Origin of the sequence: Janthinobacterium sp. SUN026 (assembly GCF_030397625.1) — a bacterium.
GTDB lineage: Bacteria > Pseudomonadota > Gammaproteobacteria > Burkholderiales > Burkholderiaceae_D > Janthinobacterium > Janthinobacterium kumbetense.
Genome location: NZ_JAPQNU010000005.1, coordinates 249,646 through 275,113 on the forward strand (window position 1 = coordinate 249,646; position 25,468 = coordinate 275,113).

22 protein-coding genes are annotated in these 25,468 nt (G+C 65.5%); 12 read left to right on the forward strand and 10 right to left on the reverse strand.

The window, feature by feature from the left end:
- Positions 1-3: 3 nt before the first annotated feature.
- Positions 4-2,046, reverse strand: coding sequence for a S9 family peptidase (locus tag OX459_RS22055; protein WP_289906735.1), 2,043 nt, complete (start codon positions 2,044-2,046; stop codon positions 4-6).
- Positions 2,047-2,206: 160 nt separating this feature from the next.
- Entirely contained in the window at positions 2,207-2,914 is a 708-nt protein-coding gene (locus OX459_RS22060) for a glutathione S-transferase family protein (RefSeq protein WP_289906561.1), read from the reverse strand.
- A gap of 114 nt (positions 2,915-3,028) precedes the next feature.
- Here OX459_RS22060 and OX459_RS22065 point away from each other — a divergent pair, with 114 nt between their 5' ends.
- The 3 genes from OX459_RS22065 (at position 3,029) to OX459_RS22075 (ending at position 5,953) form a co-directional block, all read left to right on the forward strand.
- Entirely contained in the window at positions 3,029-3,394 is a 366-nt protein-coding gene (locus OX459_RS22065) for a helix-turn-helix domain-containing protein (protein WP_289906562.1), read from the forward strand.
- Positions 3,395-3,455: 61 nt separating this feature from the next.
- On the forward strand, positions 3,456-4,052 hold the full coding sequence (locus OX459_RS22070) for a hypothetical protein (RefSeq protein ID WP_099380592.1): 597 nt from the start codon (positions 3,456-3,458) through the stop codon (positions 4,050-4,052).
- A 248-nt stretch (positions 4,053-4,300) separates the two neighbouring features.
- On the forward strand, positions 4,301-5,953 hold the full coding sequence (locus tag OX459_RS22075; protein WP_289906563.1) for a PAS domain-containing methyl-accepting chemotaxis protein: 1,653 nt from the start codon (positions 4,301-4,303) through the stop codon (positions 5,951-5,953).
- On the opposite strand, the gene OX459_RS22080 is transcribed toward OX459_RS22075, so the two are convergent.
- The 3 genes from OX459_RS22080 to OX459_RS22090 all read right to left on the reverse strand — a co-directional run bounded on the left by OX459_RS22080 (position 5,925) and on the right by OX459_RS22090 (position 8,891).
- On the reverse strand, positions 5,925-6,773 hold the full coding sequence (locus OX459_RS22080; RefSeq protein WP_289906564.1) for a DUF2071 domain-containing protein: 849 nt from the start codon (positions 6,771-6,773) through the stop codon (positions 5,925-5,927). The two genes, OX459_RS22075 and OX459_RS22080, sit on opposite strands and share 29 nt — an antisense overlap.
- A gap of 169 nt (positions 6,774-6,942) precedes the next feature.
- Complete coding sequence (locus OX459_RS22085; protein WP_034777971.1) at positions 6,943-7,725, reverse strand: 3-hydroxybutyrate dehydrogenase; 783 nt, start codon at positions 7,723-7,725, stop codon at positions 6,943-6,945.
- A 92-nt stretch (positions 7,726-7,817) separates the two neighbouring features.
- On the reverse strand, positions 7,818-8,891 hold the full coding sequence (locus OX459_RS22090; protein ID WP_289906565.1) for an AraC family transcriptional regulator: 1,074 nt from the start codon (positions 8,889-8,891) through the stop codon (positions 7,818-7,820).
- 126 nt (positions 8,892-9,017) lie between these two features.
- Between OX459_RS22090 and OX459_RS22095 the strand changes: the two genes are divergently transcribed.
- From OX459_RS22095 to OX459_RS22110, 4 genes are all read left to right on the forward strand, one after another.
- Positions 9,018-10,628: an FAD-binding oxidoreductase gene (locus tag OX459_RS22095; RefSeq protein ID WP_289906566.1), complete on the forward strand. Its 1,611-nt coding sequence runs from the start codon at positions 9,018-9,020 to the stop codon at positions 10,626-10,628.
- Positions 10,625-12,193, forward strand: a complete 1,569-nt coding sequence (locus OX459_RS22100; protein ID WP_289906567.1) for a glycerol-3-phosphate dehydrogenase/oxidase — start codon at positions 10,625-10,627, stop codon at positions 12,191-12,193. The genes OX459_RS22095 and OX459_RS22100 overlap by 4 nt, the downstream gene beginning before the upstream one ends.
- A 147-nt stretch (positions 12,194-12,340) precedes the next feature.
- Positions 12,341-12,568 carry a hypothetical protein gene (locus OX459_RS22105; RefSeq protein WP_099664769.1) on the forward strand — a complete coding sequence of 76 codons (228 nt, stop codon included), beginning with the start codon at positions 12,341-12,343 and terminating at the stop codon, positions 12,566-12,568.
- Between the two features lie 3 nt (positions 12,569-12,571).
- Entirely contained in the window at positions 12,572-14,152 is a 1,581-nt protein-coding gene (locus tag OX459_RS22110) for an FGGY-family carbohydrate kinase (protein ID WP_289906568.1), read from the forward strand.
- A gap of 4 nt (positions 14,153-14,156) precedes the next feature.
- On the opposite strand, the gene OX459_RS22115 is transcribed toward OX459_RS22110, so the two are convergent.
- The 3 genes from OX459_RS22115 to OX459_RS22125 form a co-directional block, all read right to left on the reverse strand.
- Positions 14,157-15,515, reverse strand: coding sequence for a diguanylate cyclase (locus OX459_RS22115; RefSeq protein ID WP_289906569.1), 1,359 nt, complete (start codon positions 15,513-15,515; stop codon positions 14,157-14,159).
- Between the two features lie 292 nt (positions 15,516-15,807).
- Entirely contained in the window at positions 15,808-17,001 is a 1,194-nt protein-coding gene (locus OX459_RS22120; protein ID WP_289906570.1) for a PLP-dependent aminotransferase family protein, read from the reverse strand.
- Positions 17,002-17,177: 176 nt separating this feature from the next.
- Entirely contained in the window at positions 17,178-18,092 is a 915-nt protein-coding gene (locus OX459_RS22125) for a DMT family transporter (RefSeq protein WP_289906571.1), read from the reverse strand.
- Between the two features lie 129 nt (positions 18,093-18,221).
- On the opposite strand from OX459_RS22125, the gene OX459_RS22130 reads away from it, so the two are divergent.
- From OX459_RS22130 to OX459_RS22145, 4 genes are all read left to right on the forward strand, one after another.
- The gene (locus OX459_RS22130) at positions 18,222-19,640 is read left to right on the forward strand and encodes a PLP-dependent aminotransferase family protein (RefSeq protein ID WP_289906572.1); all 1,419 of its coding nucleotides are present in this window, start codon (positions 18,222-18,224) and stop codon (positions 19,638-19,640) included.
- 98 nt (positions 19,641-19,738) lie between these two features.
- A complete protein-coding gene (gene htpG, locus OX459_RS22135) occupies positions 19,739-21,658 on the forward strand; it encodes a molecular chaperone HtpG (protein ID WP_289899153.1) in 1,920 nt (639 codons plus the stop codon).
- A 187-nt stretch (positions 21,659-21,845) separates the two neighbouring features.
- The gene (locus tag OX459_RS22140) at positions 21,846-22,196 is read left to right on the forward strand and encodes a hypothetical protein (protein ID WP_289906573.1); all 351 of its coding nucleotides are present in this window, start codon (positions 21,846-21,848) and stop codon (positions 22,194-22,196) included.
- Positions 22,193-22,558 carry a hypothetical protein gene (locus tag OX459_RS22145; RefSeq protein WP_289906574.1) on the forward strand — a complete coding sequence of 122 codons (366 nt, stop codon included), beginning with the start codon at positions 22,193-22,195 and terminating at the stop codon, positions 22,556-22,558. The genes OX459_RS22140 and OX459_RS22145 overlap by 4 nt, the downstream gene beginning before the upstream one ends.
- Here the strand turns inward: OX459_RS22145 and OX459_RS22150 are convergent.
- Positions 22,535-23,266, reverse strand: a complete 732-nt coding sequence (locus OX459_RS22150) for an alpha/beta hydrolase (RefSeq protein ID WP_289906575.1) — start codon at positions 23,264-23,266, stop codon at positions 22,535-22,537. The two genes, OX459_RS22145 and OX459_RS22150, sit on opposite strands and share 24 nt — an antisense overlap.
- Before the next feature lie 134 nt (positions 23,267-23,400).
- Here OX459_RS22150 and OX459_RS22155 point away from each other — a divergent pair, with 134 nt between their 5' ends.
- Entirely contained in the window at positions 23,401-24,438 is a 1,038-nt protein-coding gene (locus tag OX459_RS22155; protein WP_289906576.1) for a hypothetical protein, read from the forward strand.
- Between the two features lie 2 nt (positions 24,439-24,440).
- Here OX459_RS22155 and OX459_RS22160 read toward each other — a convergent pair whose 3' ends face one another.
- Positions 24,441-25,466, reverse strand: a complete 1,026-nt coding sequence (locus tag OX459_RS22160) for a hypothetical protein (protein WP_289906577.1) — start codon at positions 25,464-25,466, stop codon at positions 24,441-24,443.
- Between the last annotated feature and the right edge of the window lie 2 nt (positions 25,467-25,468).

Sequence of the window (25,468 nt, forward strand, 5' to 3'; positions counted from 1 at the left end):
GGCTTACTTTTTAGTGTAGGTGTTGAGCCAATCGAGCACCGTGTGATGCCACAGCAGCGAATTGGCCGGTTTCAGCACCCAGTGGTTTTCGTCCGGGAAGACCAGCAGCTTGCTCGGGATGCCCTGGCGCTGCAGCGCCGTGAAGGTGCCCAGGCCTTGCGCGGTAGGGATGCGGAAATCCAGGTCGCCCTGTACCACCAGCATCGGCGTCTTCCAGTTCTTCACGAAGTTGACGGGGTTGAACTGCTCGTGCTTGGCCGGCGCGTCGTAGTACGGGCCGCCGTTTTCCCACTCGGTGAACCACAGTTCTTCCGTCGCGTAAGCCATGCCGCGGTTGTCGAACACGCCGTCGTGGTTGACCAGGCATTTGAAGCCGTCCGGCCAGTTACCGGCGATCCAGTTCATCATGTAGCCGCCGTACGACGCGCCCAGCGCGCAGCTGCGCTCGCGATCCAGCCACGGGAACTTCTTGGTGGCTGCTTCCAGGCCCTTCTGCAAGTCGACCAGCGGCTTGCCGCCCCAGTCGCCGCTGATGGAATCCGTGAATTTCTGGCCATAGCCGGTCGAACCGTGGAAGTCGATGAAGACGGTGGCGTAGCCGGCACCCGCATACACTTGCGGGTTCCAGCGGTAGCTCCAGCTATTGCCAAAGCTACCTTGCGGGCCGCCGTGCACCAAAAAGGCGACCGGATACTTTTCGCCGGCCTTGGCATTCCACGGCTTCATGACGTGGCCGTAGACGGTTTCGCCATTCGCGCCCGCGAACGAGAACTGTTCATATTCGCCGAAACGCACGTCGGCCAGGGCCGCCGCATTCTGCTTCGTCAGCTGCACCATCGGCGCGTTTTCCGACTTCGCATCGAGCTTGCGCGTGTACAGCTGCGCGCCCGAGGCCAGGTTGGCTTGCGCCAGCACGATGGTATTGCCGCGCACGTCGAAGTCGCCTACGGCGCCCTTGCCCGTCAGCGCAGCGACCTTGCCGCTGGCCGCGTCGATGTGGAACAAGCGGTGCTGGCCCACGTCATCGGCGGCGACGAGGAAAGCCTTGCTGTCCGGCGTCCAGCGGAAGTCGGCCACGGAACGGTCCCAGTCATCGGCCAGGGTGCGCTTCTTGCCGGTGGCGACATCCATCAGCACCAGATGAAAACGGTCCGCTTCGAAGCCCGGCTTGGTCATGGCGACATAGGCCAGGGTGCGGCCATCGGGCGACCAGGTGGCTTTCGCATCCCAGGCCGGATTGTCGGCCGTGAGGTTGCGCGGCGCCTGGCCGCCGATAGCAGGAATCGTGTAGACGTCGAAGTTGGTCGACCACGATTCCGTGCGGCCGGCCACGCGCACGGAGAAGGCTACCGTCTTGCCGTCCGGGCTGAAGTGGTATTCGCCATTGTCGCCGAACGGTTTCGAGGGCGCGTCGCCGTCGAGGGTGCCGCTCAGGCTCACGGGCGCGGCGCTGACCTTGCCCGTGGCGTCGATGGGCGCCGAGTACAGCGCGTTGCGGCGGCCATCGGCCCAGGTATCCCAGTGGCGCACGAACATCTGGTCGTAGACCATGCCGCTGGCCTTGTTTTTCGCTTTTTCATCGAGGCGCTTCTTTGTGCAGGCGAGGTCCGCGCAATCGAGGAAGACGCCTATGCTGAAGGCCAGGCGGTCGCCCTGCGGCGACAGGCGGTAGGTGTCGACGTCCAGCGCCAGGTCGGTGACCTTGGCCGCATCGCCGCCGTTCAGGGGCAGCTGCCACACTTGCGAGGAGCCGGAGCGGCCGGACAGGAAGTAGATGGCGTCGCCGTTCGGCGACCATTGCGGGTCGCTGGCGCTCGCTTCGCCACGCGTGAGCTGGCGCGGCGCCGCGTTCGGCGCGCGCAGGTCGATCATCCATAGCTGCGTGTTGCCGCGGTTCTTGTCCAGGTTGGTGGTGCGCACCGTGTAGACGACGCGCGTGGCGTCCGGCGACAGCACGGGGCTACCCACGCGCTCCATGGCAACCATGTCTTCCACGGTGAAACCGCGCGGCGCAGCCAGGGCCGGCACGGCGGCGGTGGTGGCCATGGCGGCACTGAATGCTCCCAAGAGCAGCAGACGTAAACTCATTCAAACTCCCGATTTTTATGACGACGTTATCGATATGGTATTGATGTGGCCGGCTGTACCGCCGGCAGCCCGACATCATAGCAATAAAGACGCGCCTGCTGCGGGAGTTGACCGCCGGTTAGCCGGCCGGCAGTGCCAGTTGGTCGAGCGCGACGTGGCCCAGGAAGCTGCCCTGGCTGGTGGCCGGCAAGCCGTCCTCGATGGCGTGGGCAAAGCGGATGCCGGGGTCCTGTTCCAGCGCCGCCAGCACGCGCGCCGTGTCCGGATAGTCTGCCAGGCGCGCCAGCTGCAGCGGTTCGGCCCAGCGCGCCGTGGCGGCCAGGTAGGCGTCGGCGATGGTGGGGCCGGTATCGGACGCGAGCCAGGTGCGGCCGGCGAGCAGGCGCTCCAGGTGCGCCAGGCTTTTGTTGACCTTCTCGACGGCCATCTCGCGCCAGACGGCCGCGCGCGCGTCGGTTTCCGGCGCGTGCGATGCCTGGAAGGCGGGCATGAAGGCCGCGTGGAAGGTCGTGTGCAAAAAGGAGAGCACGCTGTTCAGGCGGTCGTATTGCGGCGTGCCCTGCGCAAACCCCAGGCCTGTGTGCGGCGCGCGCGCGGCGATGTGCAGCAGGATCGCCATGCTTTCCAGCAGCGGCGCGCCCGCGTGCGTGAGCAGGGTGGGCGTCTGGCCCAGGGGATTGATGGCGAGAAAGGCGGGATGCAGCTTGCTGGCCGGGTCGCGCGCTTCCACGCGGGCTAGTTGGTACGGCAGGCCGCTCCATTCGAGGGCGGCGATGGCGGCAAACGAGCAGCCGAACGGCACGCTGTAGATCAGGGTGGTTTCCATGCTGGAGCTCCGGTGAGAGGAAAGAACGGCAGTCTAATCGTGATGGTTACTATTTGGAAGAAGGCAGAATAATGTGGTATAGGTACATTTTTTATACCAAGTTGGAAGCCAACCATGAAAGACAATGTCTCCGGCTGCGCCGTGGAAGAAGCCATGCGATTGATGGGCGGGCGCTGGCGCATCGTGCTGCTCAGCTATCTGATGGCGGGGCCGAAGCGCTTCAGCGAAATCCGCCGCGCCGTGCCGAATATCTCGCAGCGCATGCTGACCCTGGACTTGCGCGCGCTGGAAGAGGCGGGCTTGCTGACGCGCACGATTTACGCGGAAGTGCCCGTCAAGGTGGAATACCGGCTGACGGACGAGGGCTTGCGCTTGCGGGAGCTGGTCGAGATGCTGCGCGCCATCGGCTTGCGCCTGCGCGGACAGGCGGACGGGGGCGGCGCCTTTCTCACGCCCGATGGCGACGATCATTCTCAATAGAAACAACTGTCTTTATGTAAAGTGCTAGACTGCCGGCCTTTGCTCACTACTCTCGATACCCATGCGCCTGACTTCCCTCGCCCTGACCGCCGCCGCCCTGTTTGCCGCCTTGCCGGCCCAGGCGGCCACCATGCCGACGCTCGAACAAATCCACGCCGCCGTGCAGGTGGGCGTGGCCAAGACCCGGGCCAAAATGCAATCGACTGTGACGGTACCGATCGCCGTCAAGGTCACCAGCTTGACCGGCTGCCAGGATTCGCAGGAAGTGCCGGGCGAAGTGGTGTGCCTGGTCGCCATGAGCGGGGGCATGCGCGATGCTTTCATGGTGCTGCCGTTGCGCAACGAGAACGGTACCTGGGTGGGCGTCGAGCGCAAGGATGCCAAGTTCGCGGGACCGTCGCCGGCCGAGGCGCAAGCGATGATACGCGCCTGGGCCAAGGAAGAAGTGGCGCGCAATCCGGAAGCGGCCAAGGATGTGCAGATGCAGGAAGCGCAGAGCACCATGCAGGTCAAGGCCATCAACGAGTGCGAGGTCAAGCGCAAGACGGGCTATCTGGTCTGCGATACGGAATTGAGCGTGCCAAGCCGTCCGGAAGCCATCAAGACGGAACTGACCTTCATGCTGGAAAACGCCAACTGGCGCTACGTGCCGCGCTAAGCCGCCGCGTTGTTTGCCGCCGGGACAGTCACGCTGTTCCGGCACCGTTCCCGCCATTCCCCTGCGGCCACGCTGCCGCCTGCAATATTTGCAGATTCGCAAGGCAATTTCGCCAGTGAAAATTGCCGATTTAAATTAATAATTAGATATTAAAATTAATGTATCGGTGCAGATTGCCGCCGGCTTCCTGCCGCCTTGCATTTGCCCGCTTCCCCGTGCCTGCACGGGCTACCTTTGAGGATGTGACCATGCGACTCAATCTTCCTGTCAGCGATACCGAAATCAACCTGAGCGATACCGAGACCATCGTCTCGACTACCGACTTGCAAGGCAATATCACCTATGCCAACCCGTATTTCATCGCCGTCAGCGGTTACAGCGCGGAAGAATTGATCGGTGCGCCGCAGAACATCCTGCGCCATCCCGACATGCCGGTCGAAGCGTTTGCCGATTTCTGGGCCACCATCCGTTCGGGGCGTTCGTGGAGCGGCATGGTGAAAAACCGCTGCAAGAATGGCGATTACTACTGGGTGCTGGCGAACGTGACGCCGGTGGTGGAAGACGGCGTGGCCGTCGGCTACATGTCCGTGCGTACCAAGCCCACGCGCCAGCAGGTGGCGCAGGCATCGGCCCTGTACGCGCGCATCAAGGCGGGGCAGGCCGACGGCATCGTCATCAGCCAGGGCGCGACCGTGCGGACTGACTGGCTGGCCAGGTTCGCGCGCCTGCGCGACTTGCCGCTGGGCAAGCGAATCGGCTGGAATCTGGGCTTGCTGAGCCTGGTATTGCTGCTGCAACTGGCGTGGAATGCGGGCGTGCTGCCGGCCGGCGCGGCCGGCTGGCTGACGGGCTTGTCCGTGGCGGCCTTGGGCGCGACCCTGTATTTCTGGCACAGCCTGCACCGCGCCGTGCTGCAACCGTTGCAGCAGGCGCGCCAGGCTTGCGACGTGATGGCGGGCGGCGACCTGACGGGCGAGCTCGACACCACGCGGCGCGACGAAATGGGGCAACTGCTGCGCTCCCTGCGCCAGTTGCGCGTAAACTTGCATTCCATCGTCGGCGACGTGCGTGGCAATTTCTTGCGTATCAGCATGGCCAGCCAGGAAATCGCCGCCGGCAATATGGACTTGTCGGGCCGCACGGAAGCGCAGGCGTCGGCCCTGCAGCAGACCGCGTCGAGCATGGAGCAGCTGGCGGCCACGGTGCAGCAAAACAGCGGCAACGCCGTGCAGGCCAGCGACATGGCGGGCAAGGTCCACGGCCTCGCCGGGCGCGGCGGCGAGATCGTCGGCCAGATGGTGAGCATGATGGCCGATATTGACGCCTCTTCGAAGAAGATCGGCGACATTACGGGCATTATCGAAGGCATCGCCTTCCAGACGAATATCCTGGCCTTGAACGCGGCCGTGGAAGCGGCGCGCGCCGGCGACCAGGGGCGGGGCTTTGCCGTGGTGGCGGGCGAAGTGCGCAGCCTGGCCCATCGCAGCGCGGCGGCGGCCACGGAAATCAAGCAATTGATCACGGCGTCGTTGGCGCAGGTGCAGGCGGGCGCGAAGCTGGCCCAGCAGGCGGGCGCCAGCAGCGCCGAAATGCTGGGCGCCGTGCAGGGCGTGCACGGCATCATGGAAGAGATCGCCTCCGCTTCGCGCGAGCAAAGCCACGGCATCGGGCAAGTCAACATGGCCGTCACGCAGATGGATGAAGTGACGCAGCAGAACGCGGCGCTGGTGGAGGAGTCGGCGGCCGCCTCGGCGTCGCTGCAAGACCAGACCTTGCAGCTGGAGCAGGCGATGGCCTTGTTCAAGCTGGAACGGCGGCGCGGCGGCCAGGCAGGCTCCGCCACGCCCCCGCGCACGGGGGAGCGCCGGCGTGCTACAGCAGGCGCTCTGACAACGCCTTGAAGGAAACCTTGGGCACGAGAAAGGCAAACGGCTGGGAGACGGGCGGCAACTGCGCCAGCAAGCCGCAGTCGGCGCGCAAGGCCGTCAGCGCTTGCACTTGATCCACATCAACAGGCAGGTCGATTTCTCCAAAGACCAGCTTGCCGTTGCGCGGCACGTGCGCGATGGCCGCATCCTGGCAGGCGAGGAAGGCGACGGCGTCGCGCCAGTTGCCGAACAGCGCTTGCCAGCCGGCATCGAGGGCATGGTCGGTTGCGATGTCCGCCTGCACGTCCAGCGAGGGCGCGCTGCCGTTGCCGCTGGCAATGCTGCAGCGCGCTTGCGTGGCGCCGACTTCCAGCGTCATGCCGGCGGCCAGGTGGGTCGGAAGGATGTCGCTGAACAGCCGCGTGCCCAGCGCATGCGGCAAGCTGTCCATGATGTTTTTCAGAAAGTACACGCAGGGCACGGCCGGCGCGCCCGCTGGCGTGTGGTCCAGATATACACGCCAGTTGCTTTGCAACGGAGACGGCAGCATCCGGCGCAAGGGGCCGAGCAGGGCCGGGCCGAAATGCCCGTGGCGGTAGGTCAGCACGGTAAACGGCGTCTTGCCGTCGCGCTGCCACAGGGTCACGCCGGCGGGCAGCAGTTGCTGCGCGGCAGCGGCGTCGACCAGCCAGCTCACGTAGACGACGTCGCGCACGTCGCTGTGCAGGGTCAGGAAGGGCAGGCGGGACATGATCGCCTGGCGTGCGTTGGCAAAGCGCGTGGAATTGGCGAGCGCGGCAAACAGGCGCCCCGGCCAGCCCGCGCGCGGGTGGCGGTAAGTGTTGTCTTGCAATTAGGAACTTTCGGGGTAGATACCGGGGGAATACGCTGATGCAAAAGCGCCCGTCCACATCATCGCGAGCGGCAGCGATGTGTGGCCGAGACGCGCAGCTGTGCTGGAGCACAGCGAGCATCGCAGGCCGCACAGGGCGCCGCGCAGCCGATGTGGGCGGGCGTCACTGTTATTGCATGTGCCAGCCGTGGCTGACAACGATCGACTGGCCGCTCAGGGCGTTCGACGGGAAGGCGGCCAGGAAGACGGCCGTTTGCGCCACGTCCTGTGTGGTGGTGAATTCGCCGTCAATGGTGTCTTTCAGCATGACTTTCTTGATCACGTCTTCTTCGCTGATGTTCAGCTGGGCCGCCTGTTCGGGGATTTGCTTGTCCACCAGCGGTGTGCGCACGAAGCCGGGGCAGATGACGTTGGCGCGGATGCCATCCTTGGCGCCTTCCTTGGCCACCACCTTGGCCAGGCCCAGCAATCCATGCTTGGCGGCAACGTAGGCACTCTTGAACGGCGAGCCTTCGTGCGAGTGCACGGAACCCATGTAGATGATGGCGCCGCCGCGGCCCGCCTTGATCATTTCGCGCATGCAGGCGCGCGTGGTGAGGAAGGCGCCGTCCATGTGAATGGCCAGCATCTTTTTCCATTGATCGAACGGGTAGTCGACGACGGGGCTGATGATCTGGATGCCCGCATTGCTGATCAGGATATCGATGCCGCCGAAGTGGGCGGCGGCATCGGCCACGCCCTTGTCCACTTGTTCTTCGCTGGAGACATCCATGGCGACGGCAAACGCCTGGCCGCCCGACTGCTTGATTTCCTCGGCCGTCTTGCTGGCCGCTTCCAGGGCCAGGTCGGCGATGACGACCTTGGCGCCTTGTTTCGCGTATTCAATAGCCATTTCCTTGCCGATACCACTGGCGGCGCCGGTAATCAGTGCGACTTTGTCTTTGAGTTGCATATTAATCCTTTGCATTGCGGGTTGGAGTGATCGTGGAAAACCTGACTATGCCAGTATAGCCAGAAAACGCGCCGCGCATGCCCCGCGCACGCCTATGGGGCTTGCTGCCGGTCAAGCTGCCTCTCTTGCATTTCCTGCAAGCGCCAGGCGCCGGGATTGGTACCCGCCCAGGTACGGAACGCATGATTGAACGCGCTTTGCTCCTGGTAGCCGAGCAGGAAGGCGATGTCGACCAGCGACAAATCCGGCGCGCGCAGATAATCGCGCGCCAGGCCGTACCTGGCCTGGTCCAGCAGGGCCTGGAAGCTGGTGCCCGCGTCGGCCAGCTTGCGCTGCAGGGTGCGCGGCGTGACGGCCAAGGCGGCGGCAACGGTGGCCAGCCGCGCCGACCCGTGGCGCAAGCCCGCGACGATGGCCGCGTGGACTTGCGCGTCGATGGCGCCGCCAGTGCCGGTTTCAGCCTGGCGCTGCGCCAGCAGTTGTTCCGCATGCTGGCACAGCACGGGGTACAGGCTGACGTCGGCGTTCGGCACGGGCCAGTCCAGCAATTGCGCGTCGAATGTGGCCGTGTTGGCAGGGGCGTTGAAGGCGGGCAGGCTGCCCAGCACGCGCACGTATTCGTCGCGGTGCGCCGCGTGGCGCAGCAGGTCGCCGCCGCCATCGTGCGTGAACGCCAGCCGGGCCGGCGGCAGCGGCATGCCCGCCAGCCAGTCGCCGCACACGCGGATGCCGGCAAAGACGCTGTCGACCAGGTGCCGGCTGGCGCCCGGGTAGTTACTTGCCCAGCGGTAATGTGCGACGGCGCCGTCGCGCTGCAGGGTCGAGCGGCCCAGGTCGTGCGCCAGCCGTTCATAGCGGGCCGTCTGTTCCAGCGCCTGGCCCACGTTGCTGCAACTGAGCAATATCAAACCGTAGGCGCTGTAGGTGCCCATGCGCACGCGCTGGCCTACGTGCAGGCCGAAATGCGCATCGCCCGCCAGTTGCGCGCCCGCATCGAGCAGGCGCACGTAGTCGCGCGCGGCCAGGCTGGCTGCGGACGCTTCCAGGCTGTGCGGCGCCACGCCGGCCGCCTGCGCCAGGGCGGCAACGGGGATGCCGTGCGCGCCGGCCGCTTCCAGCAGCGGCTGCAGATAGGCGCCGGCGACCCGGCCGTCAGTGCTTGTCATGATGGAACAATGCGATTGTCATGAAAAACCAATACCCTTGGCCTGTGGCGGCATATGCTGTTGAACAGGCAAGAACAGTATAGCAAGCCGCCGTGGCGCGCAACTGGCCGAACACAGGGGATGTCGATGCAACGCTGGAATGGCTGGGGAGACGAGAGCATCACGTATGCGCTGAGCGAGGACGCGCTGGCCTTCCTGGGCGAGCGCCTGGGGCCGGGCAGCGCCATCGTCGACGCCACCTTCGACGACGCCTGCGCGCAAGTGCCCGCTTCGCGTCTGGCGCCGCATCCGCTGATCGACACCCAGCCTGCCACGCGCGTGCGCCATGCGCTCGGTCAAAGCCTGCCCGACTGGTTTAAATTACGCCATGGCCGCATCGGCGCCGTGCCCGATGGCGTGGCCTTTCCCGACAGCGCGCTGCAGGTGCGCCAGCTGCTCGCGTATGCGCGCCAGGCGTGCGTGGCCGTGATTCCCCACGGTGGCGGCACCAGCGTGGCCGGGCATTTGACGGTGGCGGCGGGGCCGCGCCCCGTGCTGGCGCTGAGCCTCGCGCGCCTGTGCGCGTTGGGCCACCTGGACCGCGAAGCGCAGCTGGCCACGTTCGGCGCGGGCGTGTATGGTCCCGACCTGGAAGCGCAGTTGCGCGCGCATGGCTACACCCTGGGCCACTATCCGCAGTCGTTCGAGTATTCGACCCTGGGCGGCTGGATCGCCACGCGCTCGTCGGGCCAGCAATCGCTGCGCTATGGCCGCATCGAGCAATTGTTCGCGGGCGGCGAAGTGGAAACGCCGGCCGGTACCTTGAGCATTCCCACGTTTCCCGCTTCGGCGGCCGGCATCGACCTGCGCGAAATGGTGCTTGGCTCCGAAGGGCGGCTGGGCATCCTGACGCAGGCCACGGTGCGAGTCTCGCCGCTACCGCCGTATGAAGCGTTCCACGCCGTGTTTTTCGCCGACTGGGGCCAGGCGCAAGCGGCCGTGCGGGCGCTGGCCCAGTCGCGCCTTCCGCTGTGCATGCTGCGCCTGTCGAATGCGCTCGAAACGCAGACCATGCTGACCCTGGCCGGGCACAAGAAGCTGGTGGGCTTGCTGGAGCGCTATCTGTCGCTGCGCGGCTGCGGCGAAGGCAAGTGCATGCTGATGCTGGGCGTCAGCGGCGAAACCGGGCCGGCGCGCGCGGCCCTGCGCGGCGCCCTGGCGCTGGCGCGGCGGCACAAGGGCGTGCACGTGGGACGGCACATGGGCGACAAATGGAAGCAGGGGCGCTTTCGCAACGTCTACCTGCGCAATGGCGCGTGGGAACACGGCTATGTCATCGATACGGTGGAAACGGCCGTCGACTGGCCGCGCGTCACGGCGATGATGGCGGCGCTGGAGCAGGCGGGCGCCAATGCGCTGGCGGCGCACGGCGAGCAGGTGCATGCGTACACGCATTTGTCGCACGTGTATGCGCAGGGGGCCAGCGTCTACACTACGTATGTGTACCGGCTGGCGCCGACCTTTGAAGACAACATGGCGCGCTGGCGTACGTTGAAAGACGCGGCCAGCGCCGCCATCGTCGCCAACGGCGGCACCATCAGCCACCAGCACGGCGTGGGCACGGACCACGCGCCGTGGCTGGCGGCGGAAAAGGGAGAGCTGGGCATCGCCGCCATGCGCGCGCTGCTGCGCCAGTTCGACCCGCAGGGCATGATGAATCCCGGCAAACTGCTGCCTGACCTTGGAGACCGATTGTGAACAGGGCGGAGCTGCCTGGCCTCCTGGCGCGCGAGTGGGATATCTTGATCGTCGGCGGCGGCATCACGGGCGCCGGCATCCTGCTGGAAGCGGCGCGGCACGGCTTGACGGCGCTGCTGGTGGAGCAGCGCGATTTCGCCTGGGGCACGTCGAGCCGCTCCTCGAAGCTGGTGCACGGCGGCTTGCGCTACCTGAAGCAGGGACAGTTCGCGCTGACGCGCGAATCGGTGCATGAGCGGCAAGCCTTGCTGACGGATGCGGCGGGGCTGGTCGAGCCGCAGGGCTTTGCCTTTGGCGATTACACGGGCCGGAAGCCAGGCCGGCGCCAGTTCATGCTGGGCCTGGCCATCTATGACGTGATGGCGGGCCGGCGCGCACGCCGCTATGTCGATGCGGCGGATTTCGCCATGCTGGCGCCGCATGTCAACCGCGATGGCCTGCGGGGCGGCATGCTGTACCAGGACGCCAAGACGGACGATGCGCGCCTGGTGCTGCGCGTGCTGCAGGAGGCGCGCCGCCATGGCGGCGTGGCCGTCAATTACCTGGGCGTGGACTCGCTGCTGCGCGACGATGGCAAGGTCGCCGGCGCCACCTTGAACGATGCGGTCGATGGCAGGGCACTCACTGTGCGCGCGCGCCTGGTGATCAGCGCCACGGGCGCCTGGGCCGACGGCTTGCGCGGCCAGGTGGGAGAGCCGCCGAAACTGCGGCCCCTGCGCGGCAGCCATCTGCTGTTGCCGGCCTGGCGCCTGCCGCTGGCGCAAGCCGTCAGCCTGATGCACCCGCACGATGGCCGCCCCGTGTTTGCGTATCCCTGGGAGGGCGTGACCCTGGTGGGCACCACCGATGTCGACCATGGCGCCAGCCTGGACCTGGAGCCGGCCATCACGCGCGGCGAACTCGATTATCTGCTGGCGGCGCTGCGCTGGCAGTTCCCGCAGCTGGCGCTGGGTGAAGACGATGTGCTGGCCACGTTTGCCGGCGTGCGCCCCGTGATCGACAGCGGCCAGCTTGACCCGTCGAAGGAAGCGCGCGAACATGCGCTATGGCTGGAAAACGGCTTGCTGACGGTGGCGGGCGGAAAATTGACGACGTTTCGCGTGATTGCCCTGGACGCATTGCGCCGCGCCGCGCCGCTGCTGCCGGGCTGGCAGGCGGATTTGCGCCCTTTGCCGATCTTTGACCCGTCGCCGCCCTTGTCGGGCAAGGCCTTGGCGCTCGATGGCGAGCAGCGCGCACGCCTGCTGGGCCGTCATGGCGCGGCCGCGCAAGCGCTGTGCGATGCGGCGCAGGAGGGCGAACTGGCACCGGTTCCCGGCACGCAGACTTTATGGGCGCAGCTGCGCTGGGGCGCGCGTAACGAGGACGTGCAGCACCTGGACGACTTGCTGCTGCGGCGCACGCGCCTCGGTTTGCAGCTGGCCGGCGGCGCGCTTGCTATCATGCCGCGCCTGCGCGCCATCTGCCAGCAGGAACTGGGCTGGGACGATGTGCGCTGGGAGGAAGAGCAGCAGCGCTACCTGGCCCTGTGGCGCCGCCATTACAGCGTGCCGCAAGGCGAATGACGCAATGATAAAAGCAGCGATACAAGCAGCGATAAAAATATAAAAGAGGAGAGCATCATCGAAACTACCCTGTTTGGCCAGCCCCTGGCGCTGGGCGACGCCCGCATCACCTACGACAGCCTGTCGCCGCTGGACTTGCGCCAGAGCGTGGACGTCCTCGTCGACGACCTGGGCGAGGACCTGTTGCAAATCACGTGCGCGAATGGCGACATCGTCGACGTGGGCTGGTATCCGGCCTGGAATGCGCAGGGACGCTTGCGTGTGGTGGCCGTGCGGGGACAGGACTGGGACGCGCCCGTGTTCAGCGCGCAGCCGGACAAGGATCCGCAGGCGCTGCTGCAGGCGCTGCGCGCTGCGCTGGCCAGCGTGGGCTGAGCCATGACCTCCGCAGCGGGCGATGGCCCGTATATCCTCTCCATCGACAATGGCACGCAAAGCGTGCGCGCGCTGCTGTTCGACCGCGATGGCAAGCTGGCGGCCAAGGCGCAAGTCTTCCTGGAAGCGTATTACTCCGACCACCCCGGCTGGGCCGAGCACGACGCGGACGGCTACTGGCAAGCCGTATGCGAAGCGTGCCAGCAGCTGTGGCGCGGCACGGACATAGCCAAATCCTCGGTGGCCGGCGTGGCCGTCACCACGCAGCGCGGCACGGTGGTCAACGTGAATGAACATGGCGCACCGTTGCGGCCCGCCATCACCTGGCTGGACCAGCGCAGCACGCGCGACATTCCCCGGCTGGCGCCGTGGTGGCGCGCCGCCTTCCGCGCCACACGCCTCGACGGTACGATACGCTACTTCCGCCGCGAGGCCGAGATCAACTGGATCAGCGCGCACCAGCCCGACATCTGGCGCCGCACGCACAAATTCCTGCTGCTGTCGGGTTTTCTGAATCACCGGCTCTGCGGCAACTACGTCGATTCGACGGGCTCGCAAGTGGCGTACATCCCGTTCGACTACAAGCGCCACGCCTGGGCCGGGCGCTTCGACTGGAAATGGCAGGCGCTGGCGATTCGACGCTCGATGCTGCCCGAGCTGGTAACGCCGGGCACGCGCATGGGCGCCATCACCAGGGCCGCCGCCGCGGCGACGGGCATCCCGGAAGGCACGCCCTTGCTGGCGGCCGCCGCCGACAAGGCGTGCGAGGTGCTGGGCGCCGGCTGCGTCGAACCGCACGTGGCGTGCCTCAGCTACGGCACCACGGCGACCATCAACACGACCAACCGCAAGTATGTGGAAGTGACGCGCTTCATTCCGCCGTATCCGGCCGCCATGCCGGGCGCCTACAGCACGGAAGTGCAGATATTCCGCGGCTACTGGATGGTCAACTGGTTCAAGGAGCAGTTCGGCGACCGCGAACGGGCGGCGGCGGCCGAGGATGGCACGGGCCTGTCCGCCGAAGCGCTGTTCGACCGTCTGGTCGAGGCCGTGCCGCCCGGCTCCATGGGCCTGATGCTGCAGCCGTACTGGAGTCCCGGCATCAAGGTGCCGGGGCCGGAAGCGAAGGGCGCCATGATCGGCTTTGGCGATGTGCACACGCGCGCGCACATCTACCGCGCCATCCTCGAAGGACTGGCGTATGCGCTGCGCGAAGGCAAGGAGCGCATCGAGCAGCGCAGCGGCATCGCCATCACGGAGCTGCGCATCGCGGGCGGCGGTTCGCAAAGCGATGCGGCCATGCAGCTGACGGCCGACATCTTCGGCTTGCCCGCCGCGCGCGCCCACGTGTATGAAAGTTCGGGCCTGGGCGCTGCCATCGCCGCTAGCGTGGGCCTGGGCTGGCATGCGGACTTTCCCGCCGCCGTGCAAGCCATGACGCGCAAGGGCAAGGTATTCCAGCCGGATCCCGGGCACAGCAAGGTCTATGAAAAACTGTACCGGCGCGTGTACCGCAAGATGTATGCGCGGCTGCAGCCCCTGTACCGCGAAATCGCCGACATCACCGGCTATCCTGAAAAGTGACCGGCTAGCGCAGGACGAGCGCCTTCACCGTTTCCCAGGCCGCGCTGCCCGATTGCGTGACGCGCACCTGGTTGCGGCCCCCTTCCTTGGCTACGTACAGGGCGCGGTCGGCGGCGACGAACAGCGCTTCGCGGTCGTCCAGCTGGTGCGGGCGGATGGTCGCCACGCCGATGCTGACGGTGATCCACGGCGAGGTGATCGATCGCGGGTGCGGCAGTTGCAGCGCCTCGATGTGCGCGCGGATGGCTGCGGCCAGGTGCAGGGCACCTTCGGCATCCGTGTCGGCGAACAGCAGGACGAATTCTTCGCCGCCGTAGCGGGCAGCCAGGTCGCCGGGGCGTGCGGCGTGCGAGGCGATGGCTTGCGCCACCTGCTGCAGGCAGGTGTCGCCGGCCGGATGGCCCAGGCTATCGTTGTACAGCTTGAAGTGGTCGACATCGAGCACCACCAGCGACAGGACGCCGCCGCCGCGCACGGCGCGCTGCCATTCCTTTTCCAGGAAGCTGTCGAAATGCCGGCGGTTGGCGATCTGCGTCAGCGGGTCGAGATAGGCGGCGCGCTGCAAGGCGTCTTCCGACTGTTTGTGGTGCGTGATGTCGTGCAGCAGGCCGATATACAGGGGCTGGCGCAGATACATGGGCGTCAGGGTCAGGTCCATGCTCAGCGCCTCGCCGTTGCGGTGGCGGATCGCCACTTCGCGCGTGCCGTGGTTGTGCGCTTTTTCCGGATTGGCCGCGTGCATGGTGAAGTAATCGAGGTATTCCTGCGTCACCAGGGGGCTGAGCAACTCGCCGATGGAGCGCCCGGCCAGTTCGTTTTCGCGGTAGCCCAGGTACTGGTCGCAGGCGGGATTGGTGTACTGGATGTGGCCATCGGCTTCGATGATCAGCAAGCCCTCGGCCATGTTGTTGACGATGGTGCGCAGGCGCTCGGCCTGTTCCTGCTGGGTTTCATTGTTGCTGCGGATTTGCAGCTGGGCGCGCACGCGCGCGCACACTTCGGCCATGCGCAGCGGCTTGCTGATGTAATCGACGGCGCCGCAGTCGAAGCCGGCCACCACGTCTTCCGTTTCTGTCTTGGCGCTCATGAAGATGACGGGGATACCCTGCGTCAGCGGGTGCTGCTTGAGGCGGCGGCACGTTTCGATGCCGTCCATGTCCGGCATCAGCACGTCGAGCAGGATCAGGTCGGGGTGGGCGCGCTGGGCGATCGCCAGCGCCCGTTCGCCGGACGTGGCGACATAGGTTTGATAGCCTTGCTCGCTCATCAGTTTGCGCAGCAGCTCAAGGTTGGCCGGCGCATCGTCGACAATCAAAATGGCGGCCTCGCGCCGCTGGGAATGCTCCACACTGCCTGGACTCATTGCTTCCGGCCTTCTCGATGTACTTTGCGATGCCAGCGATTGCTGCACTTTCGGTGATGCTGGCCGGGTTCAAATCTGCGACAGCGGTCAAATCATACCGCCTTGCCAATTTTTTGGGTAAAAAAATCGACGTTGCGCGAGGCGGTAAAATATTATTTTTATGATATTTTTAAAAATAAATACACGCAATTGCTATCGTGAAGGCGTTTTTTGGGCGAAAAAGACGCGTGCCCCCTGGAGTTGGGGCAGCTGGGACACGCCCCGCGGCAGGCGGGGCGTGGGGAGTGTGCGATTACATTTTTGCGGCGATCAGTTTGCCGAGGATGGCGATGCCTTCGCGGATGCGTTCCGGCGGTACCGTCACGAACGACAGGCGTAGGGTGTGCGTTTCCGGCGTGTTGGCGTAGAACGGCGCGCCCGGCACGAAGGCGACCTTGTTGGCGATGGCTTCATCGAGCAGTTTCATCGCATCGATGTGCTTCGGCAGGGTTACCCAGATGAACATGCCGCCTTCAGGCTTGGTCCACGTGACGCCTGCCGGGAAGTGCTCTTCCAGCGCCGACAGCATGGCCTGGCACTGGTTGCCGTACAGGCTGCGGATGCTGGGGATATGCCGGTCCAGGAAACCATCCTTGATCACTTCATGCACGACCATCTGCGTCAGCTGCGACGTGTGCAGGTCGGCCGCCTGCTTGGCCAGTTCCAGGCGGCGCACCAGCGGCATCGGCGCCACCACGTAGCCGAGGCGGATGCCGGGCGTGAGCACTTTCGAGAACGAGCCCATGTAGATCACGCCATCCGGATTCATGTTGATCATCTTCGGATACGGCTCGCCGCTGTAGCTCAGGGCGCCGTATGGATCGTCCTCGATCAGCGGCAGGCCGTGGCGGGCGCAGGTTTCCACCAGTTCCACGCGGCGCGCCACGGACAGGCTGCGGCCCGTCGGGTTCTGGAAGTTCGGCAGCGCGTACAGCAGGCGCGCGCCATCGGCGACGGGGTTGATCGACGACGGCACCAGGCCTTCGTCATCGGTATCGACGGAAACGAATTCGGGACGGTAGACGGAAAACGCCTGCAGGGCGCCCAGGTAGCTGGGGGTTTCCACCAATACCTTGCTGCCTTCGTCGATCAGGACCTTGCCCAGCAAGTCCAGTGCCTGCTGCGAGCCGGACGTCATCAGCACTTGTTCCGGCATGATGGTGCTGCCGTTGGCGGACAGGGAATCGGCGATCCACTGGCGCAGCGGCAGGTAGCCGTCGGTCGGGCCGTATTGCAGGGCGACCTTGCCATTGTTCGACAGGACCTTGTCGAAGGCGGTTTTCATTTCTTCCACGGGGAAGGTGGCGGGCGAGGGCAGGCCGCCGGCAAACGAGATGATCTCGGGACGCTGCGTGATCTTCAGGATTTCGCGGATGAACGAGCTTTGCAGCTGTTCCGCGCGTTCGGCAAAGCGCCATTGGATCGGATTCGGATTTTCAATTTTCATACGAGTCTCACAGAAGATGCCGAGCTGCGCCGGCTGGATTTGTTGGCCCGCTTGTGGCGGTGCGTGCGCAAGCGGCGCCGGATAGGCGTCGCCATGGTGCTGCGGTATTGTACGGCTTGCACGCCGCTCTGCCCATCCGCACGCGCAACGGCGTTGCAAATGGGCGTCAGGGAGCGTTACTTCAGCTTGCGCCCGATCCCCACCACGGCGATCACGGCGCCCGCAAACAGCAGGCTTTCACCCGTCAGGGGTTCGTGCAGCAGCAGCGCCGCGCCCAGCAGGGTGAGGAAAGGCTGCAGCAACTGCGTCTGTCCCACGCGCGCCACGCCGCCCAGCGCCATGCCCCGGTACCAGAAAAAGAAACCGATAAACATGGAAAACACGGAAATGTAGGCAAAGCCCAGCCAGGCCGCGGCGCTGGCCTGCGCCATCAGCGCGCGCTGCGGCCAGGCGTTCCACAGCACCACGGGCAAGACAAATGGCACGGCTAGCAGCAGTGCCCAGGAAATCACATGCTGGCCCGGCATGGCTTGCGCCAGGCGCCCGCCTTCGGCATAGCCGAGCGCGGCCAGCAGCACGGCGGCAAAGATTAGCCAGTCGGCCAGGTGGAAGCTGCCGCCGCCCTGGCGCAGCGCGAAGGCCACCACCAGCGCCGTGCCGAGCAGGGCCATCAGCCAGAAGCCCGGCGATGGGCGCTCCTTGCCGCGCAATACGGCAAACACGGCGGTGGCCAGCGGCAGGATGCCCACCAGCACGGCGCCGTGCGAGGCGGGCAGGCTGCGCATGGCGATCGACGTCAGCCAGGGGAAGCCCAGTACGCAGCCCAGCGACACGAGCGCCAGCGGCAGCCATTGTTCGCGGCGCGGCATCGGCGCGCGCTGCTGCCATAGCCACAGGCCGGCCAGGACGGCGGCCACCAGGGCGCGGCCCAGAGCGACGAAGGTGGGGTCGAGTTCGGCCACCGCCAGCCGCGTAAAAGGCAGGGTCAGGCTGAAGAGGGCGACGGCGATCAAGCCCAGCAACAGGCCGGTGCGGTCGGCGCTGAGGCGCGGTGGATGGTTGGAAACGATGGTGCTGGTGTGCGAAGACATGGGATTCCCGAGGCTGGCGTGACAAGGTATGGGCATGGATTAATCTGCCCGATACTGCTATCCTAGGGCGCAATAGCAATACAGTACAAATACACTTTCACGCATAATTTCACATACTGTAATGGTCACATGAGCAATACACTCCCTTTGCTGTTGCGCGTCTCAGGCGAAACCCTGATCGACCAGATCGTGCGCTCGCTGGCGGCGCGCATCGACGACAAGCTGCTGCGCGGCGGTGCGCGCATGCCGTCGATCCGCCAGTGCGCGGCCAGCCTGAGCGTGTCGTGCGCCACGGTGGTGGCCAGCTACGACAAGCTGGTGGCGCGCGGCTACCTGGAATCGCGGCGCGGCGCCGGCTTTTTCGTGTGCGAGCGCTCGCCGTTGAACACCCCCTTGCCGCCCGCTGGCGCGCAGGATGCGGCGGTGCAGCCGATGGACGTGGTGTGGCTGATCCGTAACATGTTCCGCCAGACGCCGGCCATCCCCGCGCCAGGCTCCGGCATGCTGCCCGCCGAGTGGCTCGATGGCGACCTGGTGGCGCGCGCCTTGCGCGACGTCAGCCGCCAGCCCGGCAGTTTGCTGCTGGGCTACGGCGCGCCGCAGGGTTTCCTGCCGCTGCGCCAGCAGTTGCAGCTGAAGCTGGCGGGGCTGGAAATCGGCTGTCCGCCCGAGCAGATCGTCACCACGGTGGGCGTGATGCAGGCGCTGGACCTGGTGGCGCGCGAGTTTGCCCGTCCCGGTGAAACGATTTTCGTCGACGATCCCGCGTATTGGCTGATGTTCGGCGCTTTTGCCGCCATGGGCATGAATGTCATCGGCATCCCGCGCTTGGCCGACGGCCCCGATATCGCCGTGCTGGCCGAGCTGGCGGCGCTGCACCGTCCCAGGCTGTACGTGATCAATTCGGTGCTGCACAATCCCAGTTCGACGTCGCTGTCGGCGGCCAAGGCTTTCCAGGTGCTGCGCCTGGCCGAACAGCACGATTTCCTCATCGTCGAGGATGACATTTATTGCGACATGCACCCGGGCGGCGCGGTGCAGCCGGCCACCCGCCTGGCTGCGCTGGACCAGCTGCGTCGCGTAATTTACCTGGGCGGCTTTTCCAAGAGCCTGGCGGCGAACCTGCGCGTGGGCTTCATCGCCACCTCTGCGGAGCGGGCGCAGCGCCTGGCCGACCGCAAGATGCTGGCAACGCTCACCACCAGCGACATCGGCGAGCGCGTGGTGTATAAAATCCTCTCGCAGGGGCTGTACCGCAAGCATGCGGAGCGCCTGCGCGCGCGGCTCGACAAGGTGCGCGAGGGTACGTACCGCAAGGTCGAGCAGGCGGGCTTGCGCTTCAACCCGGCATCGGCGGGCATGTTCGTGTGGGCCGATGCGGGCTGCGACACGAATGTATTGGCCGAAAAGGCGCTGGCTCAGGGCCTGGTGCTGGCGCCGGGCAGCCTGTTTTCGCCGCGCCAGCTGCCGTCGACCCGCATGCGCCTGAACCTGGTCACGGTGCAGGACGAGCGCATCTGGGCGTTTTTTGACCGCGCACTGGGGTAAACTGGGCATTGCAGGACATTCGGCTGGGGCTCTTGAAATCGCTTGGACCATCCCCAACTCCGTAGAATCCGTCCCATCCACAAGACTATGAGGTAAAAATGGCTGTCTCCGAAAAGCAAACCCTGGGTTTTCAGACCGAAGTGAAGCAAATGCTGCACCTGATGATCCATTCCCTGTACTCGAACAAGGAAATCTTCCTGCGCGAATTGATTTCGAACGCGTCCGACGCGGCCGACAAATTGCGCTTTGAAGCGATCGATAACGACGCCCTGTACGGCAACGATCACGAATTGAAGATCAAGGTCAGCTTCGACAAGGATGCGCGCACCATCACCATTTCCGACAACGGCATCGGCATGACCCGCGACGAGGCAATCTCGCACCTGGGCACCATCGCCAAGTCGGGCACCAAGGAATTCTTCGGCAAGCTGTCGGGCGACCAGCAGCAGGACGCGGCCCTGATCGGCCAGTTCGGCGTGGGCTTCTATTCGGGCTTCATCGTCGCCGACAAGATCACCGTCGAAACGCGCCGTGCCGGCGTTGACGCCTCCGAGGGCGTGCGCTGGGAATCGGCCGGTGAAGGCGATTACAGCATCGAGACCATCGAAAAAACGGGCCGCGGCACGGACATCATCCTGCACCTGCGCGAAGGCGAAGACGAATTGCTGTCGAGCTGGAAGATCAAGTCCATCATCCGCAAATATTCGGACCATATCTCGCTGCCGATCGTGATGCAGAAGGAAGAGTGGGACGACGAGAAAAAAGAAACCGTCCTGAAAGACGAATTCGAAACCGTCAACCAGGCCAGCGCCCTGTGGGCCCGCAACAAGGCCGACATCACGCCGGAACAGTACGACGAATTCTACAAGCACGTGTCGCACGACTTCCAGTCGCCGCTCACGCACACGCACAACCGCGTGGAAGGCCGCAGCGAATACACGCAGCTGCTGTACATCCCGGCCAAGGCGCCGTTCGACATGTGGGACCGCAACAAGCGCGGCGGCATCAAGCTGTACGTCAAGCGCGTCTTCATCATGGACGATGCCGAGCAGCTGATGCCGACCTACCTGCGCTTCGTGCGCGGGGTGATCGACTCGGCCGACCTGCCGCTGAACGTATCGCGCGAAATCCTGCAGGAATCGCGTGACGTGAAAGTGATCCGCGAAGGCTCGACCAAGCGCGTGCTGGGCATGCTGGAAGAACTGGCGAACGCGGACGAGCAGGACAAGAAGGACAAGTACGCTGTCTTCTGGAAAGAATTCGGCCAGGTGCTGAAGGAAGGTATCGGCGAAGACGCGGCCAACAAGGAACGCCTGGCCAAGCTGCTGCGCTTTGCCTCGACGGCCAACGACAGCGACGAGCAAATCACCTCGTTCGCCGACTATGTGGCGCGCATGAAGGAAGGCCAGGACAAGATTTACTACGTCACGGCCGACAACTACGCCGCCGCCAAGAACAGCCCGCACCTGGAAATCTTCCGCAAGAAGGGCGTCGAAGTGCTGCTGCTGACGGACCGTGTCGATGAATGGATGCTGTCGTTTATCCAGGACTTCGAAGGCAAGGAACTGGTCTCCGTCGCCAAAGGCGGCCTGGACCTGGGCGCGCTGGAAGATGAAGCGGAAAAGAAAGAGCACGAAGAAACGGAAACCTCGTACGCCGACCTGGTGGGCAAGATGAAGGCCGTGTTGGCCGACAAGGCCAAGGATGTGCGCGTGACGTTCCGCCTGACCGATTCGCCAGCCTGCCTGGTGGCCGATGAAAACGAATTGTCGGGCAACCTGCTGCGCATGCTCAAAGCTGCTGGCCAGAGCGCGCCGGAATCGAAGCCGATTTTGGAAATCAACCCGAACCACCCGCTGGTGACGCGCTTGAAGTATGAAGATGCGGAAGGCGGCAAGTTCGGCGACTGGGCCAACATCCTGTTCGACCAGGCCATGCTGGCCGAAGGCGGTTCGCTGGCCGACCCGGCCAGCTTCGTGAAACGCCTCAACGAATTGCTGCTCAATTCGGCGAAGTAAACACCTTGCTGTTGACGTAAGCAAGCCGGCCCTTTCTGCGTGAAAGGGCCGGCTTTTTTTATGCTACAGTGCGCGATTATTTTATTTTATGGAAAAAGCAATGGCGCATTGCCCGGCATGTGACAGTTCCAACGTTCAACGCCTCTCCATGGTGCATGCCTCCGGCATTTCAGGCACATCGACCCATATGTCGGGCAGGATCGATGGTGATTTCATCCACGGCCATGCGCATACGCGCAGCCAGACCTTGCTGTCACGCCAGGCCGCAGGGCCGACGATGCAGACCCACCAGAAGGCAGGGCTGATCGTGTTGGGCGTGATCATTTTTATTATCGCCGCCGTCGTCTTTTACCAGGCCGGCGCGAATGGCCTGTTCTGGATCTTCGTGGCAGGGGGCGTTGCCTCCATTGCCTTGTCGCAAACGACCTTCGTCGCCAATTGGGACAAGGAGGCCGCCGCCTTGCAGGACACGTATGCGCGTACCTTCATGTGCCATGCCTGCGGCCACCGCTTCATTCCTGTACTCAGGCAACCGTGAAAATTCGCCTGATGGCCGGCCTGGGCGCGCATGCGCTGGGCTGCCTGCTGTTTATCGCATTGAGCTGGCTGGGGTTTTATTTGTACACGCAGCTGTTCGGCAGCCTCGGCTCGCGCGGCGTGGCCGGCGGCCTGGCCCTGCTGCTGGTGTTTTACGTGTATGCGGGCACGAATCTGCTGCTGGCGCTGCTTCCTCCCGGCAGGTGGAAGCCGGTGCTGTGCGCCTTGCTGGGCGCGGCCGTGCTCGCGTATCTGCTGCCCCAGCATCCGCTGCGTGCCATTTACTTCAGCGCGCTGTCGGGCGGCTTGAGCTGGCTGGCCGTGCTGGCCGGCGCGCGTTTAAGCGGATACCTGCGCGGCTGACAGGGCGTTGACAAAGGCGGCGACGGCGGCGGCGGCCGCTTCCGGCGCCGCCTGCAGCAGCATGTGGGGCGCGGCGATGTCGGCCAGTTGCGCGCCGGGTGCCAGGCGCAGTATCTGCAGGGCGTTCGCCGGCGGCACCAGGCGGTCGTGCCGGGCGCGCAGATACAGCACGGGCAAGCTGCCGCGCGCGAAGCTGCGCGAGGCGTCGGTTTCCAGCACGGCGCGCAGGCGCTGGCGCAGCACGCTGGGGGGCACTTGCGCCAGCGCTGCCGCCAGTTCCGCCTGCAGTTGCGGCGTGGCGCAGGGCGCCAGCAGCGCCTGGCGCAGGGCGAAGCCGGGCATGGCGCCAAAGGGCACAAGGCCGAGCAGGTGGCGCAGTGGCGCCAGCATCGGGCGCGGATTGCGCACGAATGAACAGCACAGGATCAGGGCGCGCATGCCGGGCGGCGGATCGGCGCGCAGGGCGGCCCCCAGCGGCCCGGAAAACGATTCGGCCAGCACGACGAAAGGGCGATCCTGCGGCAAGCGCTCGCGCACGAATGCTTCCAGCGCCGCGTAACCGAGTGGCGCGGCCGGATAGGCGATGGCCAGGGTATCGAGGGCGGCCTGCGCGCGCAGGGCGGCGTCAAAGCGGTCGAATAGCCAGGCCGTGCCATCCATGCCAGGCAGGAGGACAAGCAGGGGCGAGGCGTGGGTTGGTGTCGTCATTGCGGCCATCATAGCAGCCGTGCCGGCATATGCGCCGTCCGCCAGCCGCACGGCATGGGCGCTGGCGCCATGCTAGAATCGCCAGCGCGCCCTGCGTGGCCGCAATTGCGGCCAAATCCCCGACAGACAGAATCATGCATATCATTTTTTCGAATTACCGTACTCTGGGCGGCGCCTTGCTGGCAGCGGCCTGCGTCCTTTCCCAGCCCGCCCGCGCCACGGCGGCGCCCTCCGCGCCGGCCGGGAAAAGCCTGTCCTCCTTGCTGGCCGGCGGCCCCTTGCCGCGCCTGAGCGACGATGCGCAGGTGCGGGCCGCCCTGTTCGACTTCTTCGGTTACGCGCGCGGCAGTTACACGGAAGACGATGAATTGCTGCTGGCGCAGGCGCTCGAAGCGATCAGCGAAAAGCGCGATGCCACGCGCACCGTGCTGGCCGACGGCCGCCAGTTGCTGGCGTCGATGAATGACCGCAAGCAGGGCCGCGAACGGGGTGCCATGCTGCTCGACAAGCGCGGCGCCATCATCGCTTTTGGCCTCGTCAACGGGCATTGCCACCTCGAGGGCCAGCCGCTGGCGAAAGTCTGCAATCCCGATCCGAACGCGGTGTTGACGGTGTTCCACCGCAAGGGCATGCTGGTCGGCGAAGCGGCGCCCCTGCTGGCCTGGGCCCGGCAATTGCCGCCCATGCTGGCGCTGATCGCGGGCGACAAGGAAGCGGGCGCCGACGGGCAAAAGATCGCCAGCGTCGAATATGTGCTGGCGCAGCCGGCCCTGCCGGGATGGAACCGCGCCCAGCTGCCGCCCGCCTATCCGCCGGCGCTGCTGCCGCTGCTGCTCGATAAGTCCACGGTGCTGACGTCGGCCGGCGCCGGCGTGTTTGCCTATCCGCTCACGCTGAAGGGCAAGAAACAGAACAATGTGCTGGACCATGCAGAAGGCCGCCCGCCGCGCGACCTGGAAGTGGCGCTGCGCAGCTATGCCAGTTTCGACACGGTGGTGGAGCGCTACCGCCAGTTGGCCAAGGGCGCCAGGCTGCAGCGCAATGAGCGCACGGCCTACCTCGATGGCGAAATGGGGCAGGGCAGCTACCGCGTCTACATCCGCAACACGGGCGCGGATGGCGTGATGATCGACGTGGCCTTGTGGCAGCGCAAGCTGGCGGCCGGCCGCTGATTTCAGGCAGGGCGCGCCGGTTCGTAGCCCAGTTGCACCAGCTGCGCGGCGATGGCGTCGTCGCGTGTTTTCCTGCCGGTGCGTAGGCGCGCATGCGTCAGGGACGGGGGCAAGCCATGCGCCAGCAATGCGTCGATGTCGAGCATGGTCTCGGATGCCGACAACTGGCGCAGGGCGGGCAAGGTGGCGAGGCCGGGCAGGCTGTCGAGCGTCTTGCAGGTGTGCAGGTTCAGGCGTTCGAGCACGGGATTGGCCCCCAGCGCGATCTGCCGCAGCTTGATCTGGTCTTCCACCCATAGCGCCTGCAGCAACGGGAAGCGGCCGATATCGCCCAGCGTTTCCAGGCCGCGCACGCGTATCACTTCCAGTTTCTTCAACAGCGGCGCCTCGATGTGGGCGAGCGATTCGCGGCCGCCCAGCTGCAACAGCAGCCTGTCCAGACGGCCCATCTCCGAGATGAAATCCAGCGGCACCTTGTTCTTGATGCGGTACAGCGACAGCTCGTGCAGCGCCGGCAGGCCGGCCAAGGTGTCGATGCGCTGGTGGTGGCCTTCGAGGACCAGGCTGGCCAGGTGCGTATAGTGGCGCAGGGGTGCCAGGTCGATATTGTTTTTGGCCGACTCGCCCAGATGCAGGTATTCGAGCCCGCGCAAACTCTCCAGCTGCAGGATGTCGGCTTGCGCCAGCTCGTACACGCCCAGGCTCAGGTGCTTGAGATGCCGCAACTCGCCTAGCGCTTCCAGATGGATGGCTTGCCGGTGGTAATCGATGGACAGGCTGGCCACATGCGGCAGCGCGCGCAGGATGCTGGCATCGAACACCCTCGGGTCGTAGCCGTAGATGCGGATGGTCAGCGCCGTGCCGCAGGTGGCGGCCAGGGCGTCGAGGTCGGCCAGCAGCGGTTCCGGCTCGGCCAGGGTATTGAACTGCACCAGCACCTGCTTGCCAGCGGCAATGGCGGCGCGGATCGCCGCGGCGTCGATGCGCTCGGGGTTCTGGATGCACTGCGGCCGTTCTGCTTGCGTCATCG